This window comes from Pseudomonas sp. 25 R 14, from assembly GCF_900004755.1.
GTDB classification, from domain to species: Bacteria; Pseudomonadota; Gammaproteobacteria; order Pseudomonadales; family Pseudomonadaceae; genus Aquipseudomonas; species Aquipseudomonas brenneri.
The window spans coordinates 1-15,049 of record NZ_CVTS01000024.1; the positions used below are offsets into that span (position 1 = coordinate 1).

General features: G+C 60.4%; 17 protein-coding genes. 12 read left to right on the plus strand and 5 right to left on the minus strand.

What is annotated here, in order from left to right; translation table 11 throughout:
* The first annotated feature begins 373 nt into the window (after positions 1-373).
* The gene (gene rhtA / locus BFQ03_RS04390) at positions 374-1,261 is read left to right on the plus strand and encodes a threonine/homoserine exporter RhtA (protein ID WP_032862721.1); all 888 of its coding nucleotides are present in this window, start codon (positions 374-376) and stop codon (positions 1,259-1,261) included.
* Between the two features lie 169 nt (positions 1,262-1,430).
* Positions 1,431-1,712 (plus strand): hypothetical protein, encoded by a 282-nt coding sequence (locus BFQ03_RS04395; protein ID WP_032862722.1) that lies wholly within the window; start codon positions 1,431-1,433, stop codon positions 1,710-1,712.
* Positions 1,713-1,716: 4 nt separating this feature from the next.
* Here the strand turns inward: BFQ03_RS04395 and BFQ03_RS04400 are convergent, their stop codons facing one another.
* Positions 1,717-2,277, minus strand: a complete 561-nt coding sequence (locus BFQ03_RS04400) for a TetR/AcrR family transcriptional regulator (protein ID WP_065942560.1) — start codon at positions 2,275-2,277, stop codon at positions 1,717-1,719.
* Between the two features lie 91 nt (positions 2,278-2,368).
* Here BFQ03_RS04400 and BFQ03_RS04405 point away from each other — a divergent pair, with 91 nt between their 5' ends.
* Together BFQ03_RS04405 and BFQ03_RS04410 are read left to right on the plus strand one after the other, a co-directional pair.
* A complete protein-coding gene (locus BFQ03_RS04405; RefSeq protein ID WP_065942561.1) occupies positions 2,369-3,100 on the plus strand; it encodes an SDR family oxidoreductase in 732 nt (243 codons plus the stop codon).
* A 36-nt stretch (positions 3,101-3,136) separates the two neighbouring features.
* Positions 3,137-3,727, plus strand: coding sequence for a 2-hydroxychromene-2-carboxylate isomerase (locus tag BFQ03_RS04410; protein WP_032862726.1), 591 nt, complete (start codon positions 3,137-3,139; stop codon positions 3,725-3,727).
* Between the two features lie 45 nt (positions 3,728-3,772).
* Here BFQ03_RS04410 and BFQ03_RS04415 read toward each other — a convergent pair whose 3' ends face one another.
* The 3 genes from BFQ03_RS04415 to BFQ03_RS04425 all read right to left on the minus strand — a co-directional run bounded on the left by BFQ03_RS04415 (position 3,773) and on the right by BFQ03_RS04425 (position 7,270).
* Positions 3,773-5,581 carry an aminopeptidase P family protein gene (locus tag BFQ03_RS04415; protein WP_065942562.1) on the minus strand — a complete coding sequence of 603 codons (1,809 nt, stop codon included), beginning with the start codon at positions 5,579-5,581 and terminating at the stop codon, positions 3,773-3,775.
* Between the two features lie 37 nt (positions 5,582-5,618).
* Positions 5,619-6,779 carry a cysteine desulfurase family protein gene (locus BFQ03_RS04420; RefSeq protein ID WP_032862729.1) on the minus strand — a complete coding sequence of 387 codons (1,161 nt, stop codon included), beginning with the start codon at positions 6,777-6,779 and terminating at the stop codon, positions 5,619-5,621.
* Positions 6,780-7,000: 221 nt separating this feature from the next.
* Entirely contained in the window at positions 7,001-7,270 is a 270-nt protein-coding gene (locus BFQ03_RS04425) for a hypothetical protein (protein WP_032862730.1), read from the minus strand.
* 254 nt (positions 7,271-7,524) lie between these two features.
* Between BFQ03_RS04425 and ssuD the strand changes: the two genes are divergently transcribed.
* From ssuD to BFQ03_RS04440, 3 genes are all read left to right on the plus strand, one after another.
* Positions 7,525-8,661 (plus strand): FMNH2-dependent alkanesulfonate monooxygenase, encoded by a 1,137-nt coding sequence (ssuD, locus tag BFQ03_RS04430; protein ID WP_065942563.1) that lies wholly within the window; start codon positions 7,525-7,527, stop codon positions 8,659-8,661.
* Between the two features lie 77 nt (positions 8,662-8,738).
* Positions 8,739-9,926 carry an acyl-CoA dehydrogenase family protein gene (locus BFQ03_RS04435; protein WP_032862733.1) on the plus strand — a complete coding sequence of 396 codons (1,188 nt, stop codon included), beginning with the start codon at positions 8,739-8,741 and terminating at the stop codon, positions 9,924-9,926.
* Between the two features lie 9 nt (positions 9,927-9,935).
* Positions 9,936-11,039 carry a sigma-54 interaction domain-containing protein gene (locus BFQ03_RS04440; protein ID WP_065942564.1) on the plus strand — a complete coding sequence of 368 codons (1,104 nt, stop codon included), beginning with the start codon at positions 9,936-9,938 and terminating at the stop codon, positions 11,037-11,039.
* Here BFQ03_RS04440 and BFQ03_RS04445 read toward each other — a convergent pair.
* Positions 11,028-11,393 (minus strand): antibiotic biosynthesis monooxygenase, encoded by a 366-nt coding sequence (locus BFQ03_RS04445; RefSeq protein WP_065942565.1) that lies wholly within the window; start codon positions 11,391-11,393, stop codon positions 11,028-11,030. The genes BFQ03_RS04440 and BFQ03_RS04445 overlap by 12 nt on opposite strands.
* A gap of 225 nt (positions 11,394-11,618) precedes the next feature.
* Between BFQ03_RS04445 and BFQ03_RS04450 the strand changes: the two genes are divergently transcribed.
* The 5 genes from BFQ03_RS04450 (at position 11,619) to BFQ03_RS04470 (ending at position 15,040) form a co-directional block, all read left to right on the plus strand.
* Positions 11,619-12,074: a VOC family protein gene (locus BFQ03_RS04450; RefSeq protein WP_032862736.1), complete on the plus strand. Its 456-nt coding sequence runs from the start codon at positions 11,619-11,621 to the stop codon at positions 12,072-12,074.
* Between the two features lie 320 nt (positions 12,075-12,394).
* Positions 12,395-13,606: a PepSY-associated TM helix domain-containing protein gene (locus BFQ03_RS04455; RefSeq protein ID WP_065942566.1), complete on the plus strand. Its 1,212-nt coding sequence runs from the start codon at positions 12,395-12,397 to the stop codon at positions 13,604-13,606.
* Complete coding sequence (locus BFQ03_RS04460; protein WP_032862740.1) at positions 13,603-14,142, plus strand: hypothetical protein; 540 nt, start codon at positions 13,603-13,605, stop codon at positions 14,140-14,142. The genes BFQ03_RS04455 and BFQ03_RS04460 overlap by 4 nt, the downstream gene beginning before the upstream one ends.
* The gene (locus tag BFQ03_RS04465; protein ID WP_032862741.1) at positions 14,139-14,468 is read left to right on the plus strand and encodes a hypothetical protein; all 330 of its coding nucleotides are present in this window, start codon (positions 14,139-14,141) and stop codon (positions 14,466-14,468) included. The genes BFQ03_RS04460 and BFQ03_RS04465 overlap by 4 nt, the downstream gene beginning before the upstream one ends.
* A complete protein-coding gene (locus BFQ03_RS04470) occupies positions 14,465-15,040 on the plus strand; it encodes a DUF6162 family protein (protein WP_032862742.1) in 576 nt (191 codons plus the stop codon). The genes BFQ03_RS04465 and BFQ03_RS04470 overlap by 4 nt, the downstream gene beginning before the upstream one ends.
* Positions 15,041-15,049: the final 9 nt, after the last annotated feature.

Here is a 15,049-nt window from a genome sequence, read left to right on the forward strand (position 1 = left end):
CTTAACAACTTCAACCACTTGCGCTTTCGATCTCTCGTCAGCGGGAGGCGAATTCTACAGCGTTACACGCTGCTGTCAACACCTCTTTTTCAACCTCCTTTTGGCTTCGATGAACTGAAGCAACCTGCTGTCGAAAACTGCGTAACTCATTGTTTACCAAGGAGTTTTCCGTTTCGACTGCGCCGGAAGTGGGGCGAATTATAGACAGATATAAATCGCCGTCAACCGTTAATTTAGTTTTTCTATCGATATACCCAAAAGCCCTCCGTTCGATAGAGAAGACGCACAAAACTGAGCAATATATTGCCCATTCTGAACCAGTTGATCATCATAGCGGCTTCTGCCTTTATATGACCCTGGACAAACACCCCCAATGACCACCTCATCCCGCAGCCTGGGCTCCGCGCTTTTCCCTGTCGGCCTGCTGCTCATTGCCATGGCCTCGATCCAGTCGGGCGCCTCGCTGGCCAAAAGCATGTTCCCTGTCGTAGGCGCCCAAGGCACCACTACGCTGCGCCTGGTTTTCGCCAGCATCATCATGCTGCTATTGCTTCGTCCCTGGCGTGCAAAACTCACCGCCAAGTCGCTGCGCACCGTCATCGTCTACGGGATGGCGCTTGGCGGCATGAACTTCCTCTTCTATATGTCATTGCGTACCGTGCCCCTAGGGATTGCGGTGGCCCTTGAGTTCACCGGCCCACTGGCCGTTGCCATCTATGCTTCGCGGCGTGCCGTCGACTTCCTGTGGATAGCCTTGGCCATCATCGGCCTGCTGCTATTGATACCGGTTGGCGAAGCCAGCCAAGGCATCGACTTGACCGGCGCCGCCTATGCATTGGGCGCGGGTATTTGCTGGGCCCTCTATATTCTGTTCGGGCAGAAGGCTGGCGCAGACAACGGTGTCCAGACAGCCGCCCTCGGTGTGATGATTGCTGCACTGTTTGTCGCGCCTATCGGTATCGTCCATGCCGGTAGCGCCCTGCTGACACCCGCACTGATTCCAATCGCCATCGGCGTGGCGATTCTTTCCACCGCCCTCCCCTACACCCTGGAGATGGTCGCCCTGACCCGACTGCCCGCACGTACCTTCGGCACCCTGATGAGTATCGAGCCCGCATTCGGCGCGCTTTGCGGGTTGTTTTTCCTCCAGGAATACCTGTCCCTGGCGCAATGGCTGGCTATCGCCTGCATTATCCTGGCCTCCGTGGGCGCGACGCTGACTATGCGCAGCCAGTCAACGCCAATCGTCGCGGCAGATTGAGACAGGATTTAACGAAGCTCTGGCATTTGCCGCTCAATTAGGCCATGTTTAGGCTGTAACTCGGTGTCAGTCATGGAATTTTTCAAATAGGGACATCCACGAACGCTACACTTGAGAGCGAGCAAAGCCAGCATCGGGCATTCCAACGGCGCGGCTATTAAGGATGGTAATGAAGCGAATTTTGATAGTGCTTGTCGTCATCGCCCTTGCAGGGTGTGCAGCAACCACCAAGACAGAAGTCAAACGCGGAAAGAAAGGGCTGCATATCAACTGCTCCGGCCTGTCCTCCTCCTGGGACCAGTGCTATATCAGCGCAGCCAACTCGTGCGGCAAGAAGGGCTACAGAGTCATCGCCAAGTCCGGCGACAATAGTGAAGAGCCGGGTGACTACCCCTTTGGCCTCAACCCTGCCGGCTATACCAGCCGAAGCATGATCGTGCTCTGCAAGTAAGTGGTCATTGCTGGGCGATTCTCTGGCTGAGCTCTTTATAGCTCGATGAAAGCACCTGCTCCTGAACGTGCGGGTCGACCATCATTCTGGCCACCACCAATGCGCCCACGCACTGGGACAAAATGGCCCAGGCCAGGCTGTCACTCTCCAGAGTCCGCGCCCAGTTGGCCTGCAATCGACAAATCCACTCCTGTGCCTGCTGGCGTACAGCTATATCAGCGCGAGCAATATCCGCCCCCATGCTTGGCAAAGCACAGCCGTCTTGCACCTGCTCCACGTGGGCCATGCTCAAATAAATCTTCAGGCACCGCCCCAGGCGCTCGCGACTCTGCACGTCTCCCGCCCCCAGACGCTCAAGGCTTTGGCTCAACTCGCGCTCGACGATTGAACTGAACAGCGCATCCTTGGACGAAAAGTGGCTATAGAACGCCCCCCCGCTCAAGCCAATAGCCTTCATCAAGCCGTCCACGCCAACACTGGCAAACCCTTCTTTTTTAGCCAGGGCCGCACTGCTTTGCAGGAGTTTGTCTCTGGTTTGCTGCTTGTGACTGACTGAATAGCGCATCGCCTCTCCCCCTGAATACAGTGCCTTGACGCCTGCCAGATCGTAGCATAACGTACGTTTAGTTAACGATCGTTTAGCAAAGGACTTCCCCATGACTGAGAATAAGAAAATCGTACTGGTCGTCGGCGCAGGTGATGCTACAGGCGGCGCAATCGCCAAGCGCTTTGCCCGTGAGGGTTATGTAGCCTGCGTCACTCGCCGCAGTGCCGACAAACTACAACCCTTGGTGGACAGCATTCAGGCTGCAGGCGGTGAGGCCCACGGTTTTGCCTGCGATGCGCGCAAGGAGGACGAGGTCATCGCGCTGATTGAGCAGATCGAGAGCGAGCTGGGTCCGATTGAGGCTTTCGTGTTCAACATCGGCGCCAACGTGCCTTGCAGCATTCTGGAAGAAACCGCACGCAAGTATTTCAAGATATGGGAGATGGCCTGCTTCTCCGGCTTCCTGAATGCCCGGGAAGTAGCAAAGCGCATGGCAACCCGCCGACGCGGGACGATCCTGTTTACCGGTGCCACCGCCGGGTTGCGCGGCGCCGCTGGCTTCGCTGCCTTCGCCGGGGCCAAACATGGGATTCGCGCCCTCGCTCAAAGCATGGCGCGCGAGCTTGGCCCGATGAACATCCATGTGGCTCATGTGGTGGTGGATGGCGCCATCGACACGGACTTCATCCGCGACAACTTCCCAACCAAGTACGCGCTCAAGGACCAGGATGGCATCCTTGATCCAGCGCATATTGCCGACAACTATTGGTACCTGCACAGCCAGCCACGGGATGCCTGGACCTTCGAGCTGGATCTGCGCCCCTGGAACGAAACCTGGTAAGCACGCCTACATAACAATAAGCAGCGAGCATCCGACATGAGCAAAACCCTGGAATTTTTCTTCGACCTCGGCAGCCCCACCACCTACCTGGCCTATACCCAACTGCCCGGAATCTGTGCCGAAACCGGCAGCCAATTGGTGTATCAACCCATACTCCTGGGCGGCATTTTCAAAGCCACCGGCAACGCCTCTCCCATCACAATTGCGGCCAAAGGCCGCTACATGCTGCAAGACCTGGCACGCTACGCCAAGCGTTACGACGTACCCCTCAAGTTCAACCCGCACTTCCCCATCAACACCCTGACACTGATGCGCGCCGTCACCGGCATTCAACTCCGTCAGCCGGAACGTTTTATCGACTTCATCGACTGCCTGTTCAGGGCGCTATGGGTGGATGGACGCAACCTGGGGGATCTGGCAGTGGTAGCAGCGGTCTTGGCCGAACACGGCTTCGACCCTGCCCAGGTACTGGAATTGACCCAGGATGAGGAAGTAAAGGACACCCTCAAGCACAAGACCGAAGAGGCGATTGCCCGGGGCGTGTTTGGTGCACCTAGCCTGTTTGTCGGTCAACAGCTGTTCTTCGGCCAGGATCGCCTGGATTTTGTCCGCGAAGCCTTGAGCTAAGACCTGCAAGCCGCTCGCAAGCCTGCGCCTGCGAGCGGCCGCCCCTTAGATGGCAGCCGTACGCACCTGCAACCACTCCAACGCAGCGCCACTGAGCAACGGGCTCAAGCGATGACGCACCTCAACGTGATAGTCGTTGAACCACTGGCGCTCCTCGGTCGTCAGCAATGACGGCACCAGGCAACGGGTATCGATCGGGCACAGGGTCAGGGTTTCGAACTTGAGGAATTCGCCGAACTCGGTCTTGCCCGCCTCGCGGTTCAACACCAGGTTCTCGATACGCACCCCCCAACGACCCGGGCGGTAGGTACCCGGCTCAATGGAGGTGATCATTCCCGGCTGCATCGCGGTTTGCGGTGCGGCCGCAGCCTGGTAGGCAATCACCTGCGGACCTTCATGAACATTGAGGAAGTAGCCAACCCCGTGACCGGTGCCATGACCGTAATCCACACCCTCGGCCCAGATCGGCGCACGGGCGATGGCGTCCAGCAAGGGCGAGAGAATGCCCTTGGGGAAATGCGCACGCGACAGCGCAATCACCCCCTTGAGCACACGGGTGCAATCGCGTTTTTGTTCCTCGCTCGGCGTGCCGATTGGCACCATCCGCGTGATATCGGTGGTGCCGCCCAGGTATTGGCCGCCAGAATCAATCAACAACAGGCCATCACCTTCGATCACCGCATGCTCTTCTTCGGTCGCATGGTAATGCGGCATCGCGCCATTGCCATTGAAGGCGGCGATGGTATTGAAGCTCAGCGACACATAATCCGGGCGCCGGGTACGCGCAGCCGTCAAGTGCTCGTCAATCGTCAGCTCGGTGATGCGCTCGCGCCCCAGGGCCGAGTCCAGCCAGGCGAAAAACTCGCACAGGGCCGCGCCATCCTGCTCCATCGCCCGGCGAATATGCTCGGCATCCGCCAGGCTTTTGCGGGACTTGGCCAGTGTGGTCGGGTTGAGACCTTCCACAAGCTTGACGCCACTGCCCAGGTTATCCAGCAACCCTGCGGTCACGCGCGCCGGATCGACCTGCAGGCTGGCACCGTCCGGCACTTCGCCCAGGGCCGCCGCCACTTCACTGTAGTCACGCAGCGTCACGCCATCCTGTTCCAGCACTTCACGCAACGGGGCATCGACCTTGCCGAGGGCAACAAACAGGGTTGCCTGCTGCTGGTTGATCAGGGCGAATGACACAAACACCGGGTTGAACGAAACATCTGCACCACGCAGGTTGAACAGCCAGGCGATGTCATCCAGGGTGGCGATGAAATGCCAATCCGCGCCCTTGTCCTTCAGGCTGGCGCGCAGTGCAGCGAGTTTTTCGCCTCGGCTGACAGTGGCCTGGGGCGGCAGGTGCTGGTAGATCGGCTGGTTTGGCAGCGCCGGACGGTCGGTCCAGACTTCACTCAACAAATCGATGTCAGTACGCAGGCGAGCACCACGCTCCGCCAACTTGCCGCCCAGGGTGCGGGCCGACGCAACGGCCATCACCGCGCCATCCACCGCCACTACCCCGCCTTCCGGGGTGTGTTCGCCCAGCCATTCCAGCGGGCCGGACTGCCCCGGTTGCAGTTTCACCAACTCAATGCCGCTACCGCTGAGCTCCTTGGCCGCCTGCTCCCAGTAACGGCTGTCAGCCCAGACGCCGGCGAAATCAGGCGTGACGATCAACGTGCCTACCGACCCATGAAACCCCGACAACCACTGCCGCCCCTGCCAGTAGCCCGGCAAGTATTCGGACAGGTGCGGGTCGGCGGATGGAACCAGCAGGGCATCGATGCCCTCCCGTTTCATCAACTCGCGGGTATGCGCCAGGCGCTGGGGAACCGTTCCATGGGTCAAAGGCTGCGTACTCATCTTGTCTCCTGCTAACCACTAATAATTGTTATGTGTTTCAAACTGCCCAGAAGGCCGGTGCGCTGGCCAACGCGGCCTTGATCAATTGCACTGCCTGATCGATATCCTGCTCGGTGGTAAACCGCCCCAGGCTCAGGCGAATGGTGCGGCCGGCACTGCGCGCATCATGCCCCAGGGCAAGCAGCACATGGGAGGGTGCATTGCTGGCCGAATTGCAGGCGGAGGTTGCCGAAAAGGCAATGCCGGCGCTCAAGGCTGCCGAATTGAACTCGCCTTCACTGAAGGTCAGGCTCAAGGTGTGGGGAATGCGCTGGGTGGCGCTGCCGTTCAGGCGCACGCCGGGGATGCTCAGCACTTGCTCAAGCAGACGCTCGCGCAGGGCGACAATGCCCGCCGACTCTTCGGCAAAGGAGTGCGCAGCCAACGCAAAGGCGCTGCCCATGCCCGCGATCTGGTGGGTCGCCAGGGTGCCGGAACGCAGCCCGCCTTCATGACCGCCACCGTGGATCTGCGCCGTGACGTTCTGCTGTGCTCGCGGCCCGACATACAACGCGCCGATGCCTTTGGGGCCATACAGCTTGTGCGCAGAAAACGACATCAGGTCGACCGGCCAACGCGCCAGGTCAATCTCGACCTTGCCCGCCCCTTGCGCCGCATCCACATGCAACAGCGCGCCATGCTCACGCACCCGCACGCCGATGGCCGGGATGTCATTGAGCGTACCCAGCTCATTGTTGACCAGCATCAACGACACCAGGAACGTGTCTTCACGCAGTGCCTGGCTGACGGCCTCGACGGTGATCAGGCCGTCGGCGTCCGGCACCAGGTAGGTCACGGCAATCCCGGCGTCCTGCAATTGGCGCGCGGTGTCCAGCGTCGCCTTGTGCTCGATCTGGCTGGTGATCATATGACCACCGGCCACGCCGCGCGCCTGGGCTACGCCCTTGAGCGCAAGGTTGTTGGACTCGGTGGCGCCGGAAGTCCAGACGATCTGCTCGGGCTGGGCGCCGACCAACTCCGCTACCTGCCGACGCGCCTGCTCGACCGTGTGCCGGGCCTGTTGGCCAAACGCGTGGGAGCTGGACGCAGGGTTACCGAAATTGGCGTTGAAACCCAGACACTCGACCATGACCTGGATGACCCGCTCATCCACCGGTGTGGTGGCGGCGTAGTCGAAATACAAAGGACGTTTATTCATGACGTTAAAGACCCGCAGAGCATGTTCCCGAGATCAGCGTCCCAGGGGCAGCGACCAGTACAGAGATTGTCAGGTTAACCCGATCGGATGCCGTTAAAGAATTTAAAAGTGCGTAGGAACGCTCCTGAAATTGAGCTTAACAGGCTCGATGAAAAGGATGGAAAACAAAAAGCCCGAAGTACCTGCGCGGAACCTCGGGCCCTGGGACACCGCCAATCGTTTCAACTGGGACGGCCATGCAGCGTTACGCTGCGCTCGGCATTCATTTCACCTTGGCGATCAAAGCCAAAAGGCTTCTGTGGCTGGGCAGCCAGTTCGGCTTTCTTGTGTTGGTATTCGTCAAACGACAAACCACGGCGGTTAAGCCCCTCCATCGCCAACTGCCTGGTTTCCTCAGCGGTATACGGGCGCAGTTCGGGTCCAGGCTGAGCGGCACAACCGGCGAGGAAAGAGGCAATCAGCAACAAGGCAACAGAGAGTGAATGGTTCATGGCGAAGGTCCTGCGAATGGGCTGTCAAGGCAATGAACACAGGCTACTCCCAGCCCTTCGCAGGGAAAAATCATCCTCTGTGATAGTCGCTATCAGCCAATCCCACATATTCATTAAAGATATATAAATATAGAAATCAGTTCGTTTACGGAATAACAGAGACGCTCTATAACAGTCCCCCAACGCCGCAACTGTTGCCCATACAACTGTTGATCCGGCAACACTCCCTGTTGAACACCGCTCAAGGACTTGTCATGGATGTTTTCTGGTTTCTTCCGACCCATGGCGACGGCCATTTCCTCGGTACCACCCAAGGCGCACGCCCAGTCACCCTCAACTACCTGAAACAAGTGGCCCAGGCCGCCGACAACCTCGGCTACCACGGCGTACTGATTCCCACAGGCCGCTCCTGCGAAGACTCCTGGGTCATTGCCTCGGCGCTGGTGCCCTTGACCGAGCGCCTGCGCTACCTAGTGGCAATCCGCCCGGGGATCATCTCGCCCACCGTGTCCGCGCGCATGGCCGCCACCCTCGACCGCCTGTCCAACGGCCGCCTGCTGATCAACGTGGTGACCGGCGGCGACCCCGATGAAAACCGCGGTGACGGCAGCTTCCTCGACCACAGCGAACGTTATGAGGTGACCGATGAGTTCCTCAAGATCTGGCGCCGGGTATTGCAGGGCGAATCTGTCGACTTTGAAGGCAAACACCTGAAGGTGCAAAACGCCAAGGCCCTCTATCCGCCGGTCCAGAAGCCCTACCCGCCGCTGTACTTCGGTGGGTCATCCGATGCCGCCCATGACCTCGCCGCCGAGCAGGTGGACGTGTACCTGACCTGGGGCGAACCACCGGCAGCTGTCGCGGAAAAACTCGCCGATGTGCGCGAGCGCGCAGCCCGCCATGGCCGTACCGTCAAGTTCGGGATCCGCCTGCATGTGATCGTGCGCGAAACCGAAGACGAGGCCTGGAAAGCAGCCGCCAGGTTGATCGAGCACATCAGCGACGACACCATCGCCGCCGCGCAAAAATCCTTCTCGCGCTTTGACTCCGAAGGCCAGCGCCGCATGGCTGCCCTGCACGATGGGCGGCGCGACAACCTGGAAATCGCCCCCAACCTGTGGGCCGGCGTCGGCCTGGTGCGCGGAGGTGCTGGCACTGCATTGGTGGGCAACCCGCAGCAAGTGGCCGAGCGGATCAAGGAGTACGCCGACCTCGGTATCGAGAGCTTCATTTTTTCCGGCTACCCGCACCTGGAAGAAGCCTATCGCTTTGCCGAACTGGTGTTCCCGTTGCTGCCGGAACCCTACGCCAGCCTTGCCGGACGTGGCATCACCAACCTCACCGGGCCGTTCGGCGAAATGATTGCCAACGATGTACTGCCAAAACGCTGATATCAACTTTATGTGGGAGCTGGCTTGCCGCTCCCACAGTGATTGCGTCAGGCATTAGGTTTTTTGAGGAGCACCGCGTGACAGCCAAACCCCATAGCGTCCTGCCAACCCCCTTGCAGACCGCCAAGCTGCTGGCCGCCGAATTCGCCCTCAGCGCCGTGGAGCGTGACGAGCGCGGCGGTACGCCCAAGGCTGAGCGCGACGCCCTGCGCCACAGTGGCCTGCTGGCCCTGAGCATTCCCACCCAGTACGGCGGCCTTGGCGCACGCTGGAGCGAAACCCTGGAAATCGTGCGCGAGTTCGCCAAAGTCGACAGTTCCATCGCCCACGTCTTCGGCTTCCATCATCTGATGTTGGCCACCGTGCGCCTGTTTTCCCGCCCGGAGCAATGGCAGCCCTGGTTCGAACAGACCGCCCGCAAGCACTGGTTCTGGGGCAATGCCCTGAACCCGCTGGACACGCGCACGGTGGTCAAGGATTTCGGCGGCTGGCGTGAGTTTTCCGGTAAAAAGAGCTTCTGCTCCGGCGCCAGCGACTCGCAGATGCTGATCGCCTCGGCAGTCGATGAAAGCGCCGGCGGCAAGCTGCTGATCGCCGCCATTCCCAGCGGGCGCAGTGGCATTACCGTGCATAACGATTGGAACAGTATCGGCCAGCGCCAGACCGACAGTGGCAGCGCCAGCTTTGAACGCGTCCGGGTCGAAGAGTCAGAGCTGTTGCTCGACCCCGGCCCCCTTAGTACGCCGTTCGCCTGCCTGCGTCCATTGATTGCCCAACTGACATTCACCCATATGTTCCTCGGCATTGCCGAAGGCGCGTTTGAGGAGGCGCGCAACTACACCCTCGCCGAAACCCGGCCCTGGCATAAATCCAGCGTCCAGGATGTGCGTCAGGACCCTTATGTGCTCAACCACTACGGCGAGTTCTGGGTCGCGCTGGAAGGCGTGCGCCTGCTGGTACAACGGGCCGCCGAGTTGCTGGACCAGGCCTGGGCCAAGGGCCCTGCCTTGAGTGAAGACGAGCGCGGGCAACTGGCGATTGCCATCGCCACGGCCAAGGTCGCCGCCACCCGCAACGGCCTGGAGCTGTGCAGCCGCCTGTTTGAAGTCACCGGCGCCCGCTCCACCCACGCCTCGCTGCGCCTGGACCGCCACTGGCGCAACCTGCGCACCCAAAGCCTGCACGATCCGGTGGACTACAAACTCCACGAACTGGGTGACTGGGCCTTGAACCAGTCCCTGCCGACGCCAACGTTCTATTCCTAAGAGGTGCCCATGCAGCTTTTGACCCTACCGCCCTCGCCCGCCCTCGCCACGTCGATTCGCGCCACCGCGCAAGTCTTCGAGGACCCGAAATCCCAGGCCCTGCTCGCGCATATCCAGCAAGTGGCGCCCAGCGAAGCCAGCGTGCTGATCATCGGCGAAACCGGCACTGGTAAAGAGCTGGTGGCCCGCCACATCCACAACCTCAGCGCCCGGCGCAACCGGCCCTTCGTGGCGGTGAACTGCGGGGCGTTTTCCGAATCGCTGGTGGAGGCAGAGTTGTTCGGTCATGAAAAAGGCGCGTTCACCGGCGCCCTCAGCGCCAAGGCCGGATGGTTCGAAGAGGCCGACGGCGGCACCTTGTTCCTCGATGAGATCGGTGATCTGCCCATGGCCATCCAGGTCAAGCTGCTGCGCGTCCTGCAAGAGCGCGAAGTGGTGCGCCTGGGGTCACGCAAGAGCATTCCCATTGACGTGCGGGTACTGGCGGCGACCAATGTACAACTGGAAAAAGCCATCAACGCCGGGCATTTCCGTGAAGACCTGTATTATCGCCTGGACGTGGTCAGCCTGGAACTGAGCCCCTTGCGCGAACGCCCCGGCGATATCCTGCCCCTGACCCGGCACTTTATCGACGCCTACAGCCAGCGCCTGGGCTACGGCCCCATCACCATCAGCCCCGAGGCCGAGCAAAGGCTCAAGGGTTACAGTTGGCCGGGCAATATTCGTGAACTGGAAAACGTCATTCACCACACCCTGCTGATTTGCCGCAATGGCGTAATCGAGCGCGATGACCTGCGCCTGTCGAACATGCGCATCGAGCGCCAGGACGACAGCCAGCACTGCATCGACAACAGCGCAGAAGCCTTGTTGGAGCGCGCCTTCCAGAAGCTGTTCGACGAACAGGCCGGCGCCTTGCATGAAAAAGTCGAGGACGCGCTGCTGCGCGCCGCCTACCGCTTCAGCCACTACAACCAGGTACATACCGCCAACCTGCTGGGCCTGAGCCGCAATGTCACGCGTACGCGCCTGATCAAGATCGGTGAACTGGCGGTGAACAAGCGCCGCCCTGGGGGAAACCTGCAAGGTGAACGCATGCTGCATCTATCTATATAGGTTGCACGCCAAGGCGTTGTCCGGGCTGCGCTCGATACTGCGCAGCACCTGGAATGAGCCAAAGGTCACGGCCGTGGCCTGATGGGCACGAATCAATGTCCAAAAATCCTCGCCCTCACGCTCCAGGCACTTGAACGCCGTATCGCCATCTTCGCGGGTCTGCCACTGCAGGTAGTTGAGCACCCGCCGCCCATCTTCGCTGACCTGCACACTGGCGCTCAGAAACCCCTCATGGCCTTGGGCCAGGCGCTCGGTCTGCTCAGACAGCGCCAACACCAGCGCGGACTGCTGCCGGGGCTCGATCTGAAACTCGATCATTTGGGTAAAACCATGACTTTTCGCTGATACCTGCATGACCAATCCCCTCTCTCTGTAGGTGCAATCGTGCGATCCGATGCCACGCAGGGTAAAACCTCTAGTTAAGTCAAGGTCAAGCCTCTGTTGTGCAAATATTCAGGGGGCAGCGCTCACGCCAAGCCAAACATGACAGTCGTCGGGTGCCCAGAGGCCACGAAAGACCTGGCCTATAGTGAACAGACCGGAAAAACCGGCCCCCTGTACAACCTCAAGGAGAACGAAATGAGCGTCAAACCCATTCCCGAGGGCTATCACAGCATCACGCCCTACCTGGGTATCGATAAGGCGGCTGAAGCGATCGAGTTTTATAAAAAAGCCTTCGGTGCCATTCAAATCATGCGCCTGGACATGCCGGACGGTAAGGTTGGCCATGCCGAGCTGCGCATTGGTGATTCGCCAATCATGCTGGCCTCACCCTGCGATGAAATGGCCTTCGGCAGTCCTGGCAGCCATCCCACCAGCGTTGGCCTGCACCTTTATGTGACAGACGTGGACGCGCAGTACAAACAAGCCATCGCAGCCGGCGCCACGGTAATTTCCGAACCCAAGGATCAGTTCTACGGCGACCGCTCCGGGACGTTGAAGGATCCGTTCGGGCATGTGTGGTTCCTCGCCACCCATATAGAAGAATTGACCGAGGAACAGATTCGCCAGCGCGCCAAGGATCTGTTCCCATAGCCGCTATACGTTGCAACATGAGAACCCGATCACATGGAGGAGCCGGCTTGCCGGCGAAAAACCCGAGAACAACGCGGGGCATCAGGCATGCCCCCGTTATCGTTGACGATTATCGCTGGCAAGCCAGCGCCTACAGTTTGGTGCACGTCAGGCAGAACTACCGGCAAATGCACATCTGAAACATTTACTTTCATTTTCGCCTTAGGGTTTTGCGATTCTCATCCGTCTTAACTTAGATACAGCCCGTCGCGTAAGCAAAAGCTACGACTGGGCCTTTCCCGGGCCTTCTCTGCCCCCTCCCGATCAAGACCCCCATAGACATGTCGAAGAAGTCACGCTCCAAACTCTGGTTTCTCGTCCACAGCTGGCTGGCATTGCCCATCTGGTTCTTTGTGCTGATCGTCTGCGTCACTGGGACCCTGGCGGTGGTCAGCCAGGAAATCGTCTGGCTGGCCAACCCGGATATCCGTGCCGACAAGCCCGCTGATGACACCGAGCTATTGAGCTATGACCAGATCATCAAGGCGATGAACCGCGCCGAACCGGACCTGATCGTCACCGACCTGATCCGTCACGACGAGTCCCACTTTGCACTGATGGCCCGGGTCACCTACCCCGACGGGCGCGCCGTGACGGTCTACGTCAACCCCTACACCGGAGTGATCCAGGGCATCAGCCCATCGTTCAACTTCGAGCAGTTCACCCGCGCCTTGCATGGGTGGTGGCTGGTGCCCTTCACTAATGGCTACAGCTGGGGCTGGTATCTGGTGTCGTTTCTCGGCTTGCCGATGCTGGCGTCGCTGGTCACGGGCCTGGTGGTCTACAAACGGTTCTGGAAAGGCTTTTTCAAACCCACCCTGCGTTTCAAGCATGGCGCGCGGATCTTCTGGGGCGACTTTCATCGCCTGAGCGGGATCTGGTCGATCTGGTTTATCGCCGTCATCTCCATTACCGGCACCTGGTTCCTGATCGAAGCGACACTGTCGGATAACCAGATCACTATTTCCACAGCGCCAATTGTGCCGGTGATCAGCCGGGACAAGGTGCCGATGTCTGACCCTGGCGTACCGGCCCCCATGATGCCCATCGACGAAGCGATTCGTATTGCCACCGAGCGTATTCCCGGGCTGGAAACCACCTTCATCACCCTGCCAAGTACCGCCTACAGCCACCTGAGCATTGGTGGACGTGGCTGGTACCCGCTGATGTTCCAGACCGCCGAGATCAACCCCTACAACGGTGAAATCGCCTCCTCGCACCTGCTGTCCGACCGCTCGGCCCTGGAGTTCGTCACCGAGTCCATGCGCCCACTGCACACCGGCGACTTTGGCGGCCTGTGGATCAAGCTGATCTGGGCGTTTTTCGGCCTGTTGCTGAGCATGATGGTCCTCAGCGGGCTGTTGATCTGGAGCAAACGCACCGCGCTGGCGACGCTGCATGCTTTCAAGCGCAACAACAAGGCACAACGCCAGGCCGAGCACTCTCAAGCCACGCCAGCCCTGCAGACTGAAACCCCGGAGGGCATGCGATGAACAAGGCCACTACCGTGCAACCACCCTCGCCGCTGCGGGCCTTTTGGCACAAATGGCGTTTTCATATCAATGTCCTGCTGTTGCTGGTGCCTCTGGGCTTCATGCCCAAGTACTTTGCCGATGCCGCACTGTTTCGCGGCGACAGCGGCCTGGGCGAACGTGAAGTGGGCGAGGTGCAGGTCGGCCCGTGGAGCCTGACACTGGCCGAACTGCGCAACGAAGCCCCGCGCCCGGACCCGGCAGGCCCGATGAAATCCTTCAATGCCGCGCTGTGCAAAGAGTGCGTCAAGCAGGTCAAGGCCACTTACTTGCGTATCGGCAAACCCCGTAGCCTGCGCGCCGCCGGGGTGATTTTCTTCGGCACCCCATACCGCATGGGCGCCGCCCTGCCGGTTCCTGAACGCACATCGCCCGACGCCGAACTGTGGATCACCATGGAAGGCTGGGACGGCAGCATGCAACAGGCCTCCATTCCCTTGAGCCAGGCTTCGCCTGCCACCGTCGCCTGGTTGACCCAGCAAGGAGTTAAACCATGACTTTGATTCGCCTGACACGCGCCTGCGCCGTGCTGATCCTCTGCGCCGGCGCAAGCACCCAAGCCCTGGCCCACAACCCGATGTGCGAATGCAAGGAAATCCCCGGCGAGCAGATCCAGTGCACCGGCGGTTTCTCCGACGGCAGCGGCGCGCCCGGCGTGACCCTGGATGTGATCGGCTACGACGAGACCATCCTGGTCCCCGGCAAGCTGGGCGCAGACTCTACGTTGACCTTCAAGAAACCTTCCGCCGAGTTCTATGTGCTGTTTGACGCAGGTCCCGGTCACGTTGTCGAGATCGACCAAGCGGATATCCAGGCCCAATGAGCAGCGTAACCCCAGGCACCACCCAGGTCGTCCGGCCTGCCGGCGCCGGCCACGAAACCCTCTATGTCCTGCTGCTGTGCCTGATCATCCTGGCCGTCGCCGGCACGGTGGTGTCCCTGCACGGTGAAACCCAGGCAGTCGAGGCGGTGTCCAGCCACCAGTTGGACGCCCGTCGCGACTTGAGCGCCGCCGAGCAAGGCATCTATGCCGACCTGCGGGTGACCCTGGATGAAATCCAGTTGCTCCAGCAGGAGCAGAGCGCCCTGCCAACGCCCGCGCAACTGGCCGAAGAAGGCTTCGCGCCGTTCGCCCAGGACGCCAGTTCGGTCAGCCGTGGCGACCACCGCTGGCAGTTGCTGGCGCCTTCGGCGTACCTGGGCTTGAGCCAGGCCAACAAAACCAGCGGTTCGCTGCTGATGCGCGTGAGCGGTGCCGAGCCGGATATCTGGCTCAACCGCAGCGCCAACCTGGCCGCCCCGACCGACCTTAGCGACCAGGGGCTGATCGCCGCTGGCTGGCAGCAGGTCGTTGCGCAATTCGACGCTGGTGTCACCCGCCAGCATCGCCACTGAATTCACGCT

What these genes read in the sequence shown, in the direction of transcription:
- BFQ03_RS04440 (WP_065942564.1), top strand. Translation starts at nt 9,936, where the DNA reads ATGCAGCTTTTGACCCTACCGCCCTCGCCCGCCCTCGCCACGTCGATT.
- BFQ03_RS04465 (WP_032862741.1), top strand. Translation starts at nt 14,139, where the DNA reads ATGACTTTGATTCGCCTGACACGCGCCTGCGCCGTGCTGATCCTCTGC.
- BFQ03_RS04455 (WP_065942566.1), top strand. Translation starts at nt 12,395, where the DNA reads ATGTCGAAGAAGTCACGCTCCAAACTCTGGTTTCTCGTCCACAGCTGG.
- BFQ03_RS04450 (WP_032862736.1), top strand. Translation starts at nt 11,619, where the DNA reads ATGAGCGTCAAACCCATTCCCGAGGGCTATCACAGCATCACGCCCTAC.
- BFQ03_RS04470 (WP_032862742.1), top strand. Translation starts at nt 14,465, where the DNA reads ATGAGCAGCGTAACCCCAGGCACCACCCAGGTCGTCCGGCCTGCCGGC.
- BFQ03_RS04410 (WP_032862726.1), top strand. Translation starts at nt 3,137, where the DNA reads ATGAGCAAAACCCTGGAATTTTTCTTCGACCTCGGCAGCCCCACCACC.
- ssuD (WP_065942563.1), top strand. Translation starts at nt 7,525, where the DNA reads ATGGATGTTTTCTGGTTTCTTCCGACCCATGGCGACGGCCATTTCCTC.
- BFQ03_RS04460 (WP_032862740.1), top strand. Translation starts at nt 13,603, where the DNA reads ATGAACAAGGCCACTACCGTGCAACCACCCTCGCCGCTGCGGGCCTTT.
- BFQ03_RS04405 (WP_065942561.1), top strand. Translation starts at nt 2,369, where the DNA reads ATGACTGAGAATAAGAAAATCGTACTGGTCGTCGGCGCAGGTGATGCT.
- BFQ03_RS04425 (WP_032862730.1), bottom strand. Translation starts at nt 7,270, where the DNA reads ATGAACCATTCACTCTCTGTTGCCTTGTTGCTGATTGCCTCTTTCCTC.
- BFQ03_RS04420 (WP_032862729.1), bottom strand. Translation starts at nt 6,779, where the DNA reads ATGAATAAACGTCCTTTGTATTTCGACTACGCCGCCACCACACCGGTG.
- BFQ03_RS04400 (WP_065942560.1), bottom strand. Translation starts at nt 2,277, where the DNA reads ATGCGCTATTCAGTCAGTCACAAGCAGCAAACCAGAGACAAACTCCTG.
- BFQ03_RS04395 (WP_032862722.1), top strand. Translation starts at nt 1,431, where the DNA reads ATGAAGCGAATTTTGATAGTGCTTGTCGTCATCGCCCTTGCAGGGTGT.
- BFQ03_RS04445 (WP_065942565.1), bottom strand. Translation starts at nt 11,393, where the DNA reads ATGCAGGTATCAGCGAAAAGTCATGGTTTTACCCAAATGATCGAGTTT.
- rhtA (WP_032862721.1), top strand. Translation starts at nt 374, where the DNA reads ATGACCACCTCATCCCGCAGCCTGGGCTCCGCGCTTTTCCCTGTCGGC.
- BFQ03_RS04415 (WP_065942562.1), bottom strand. Translation starts at nt 5,581, where the DNA reads ATGAGTACGCAGCCTTTGACCCATGGAACGGTTCCCCAGCGCCTGGCG.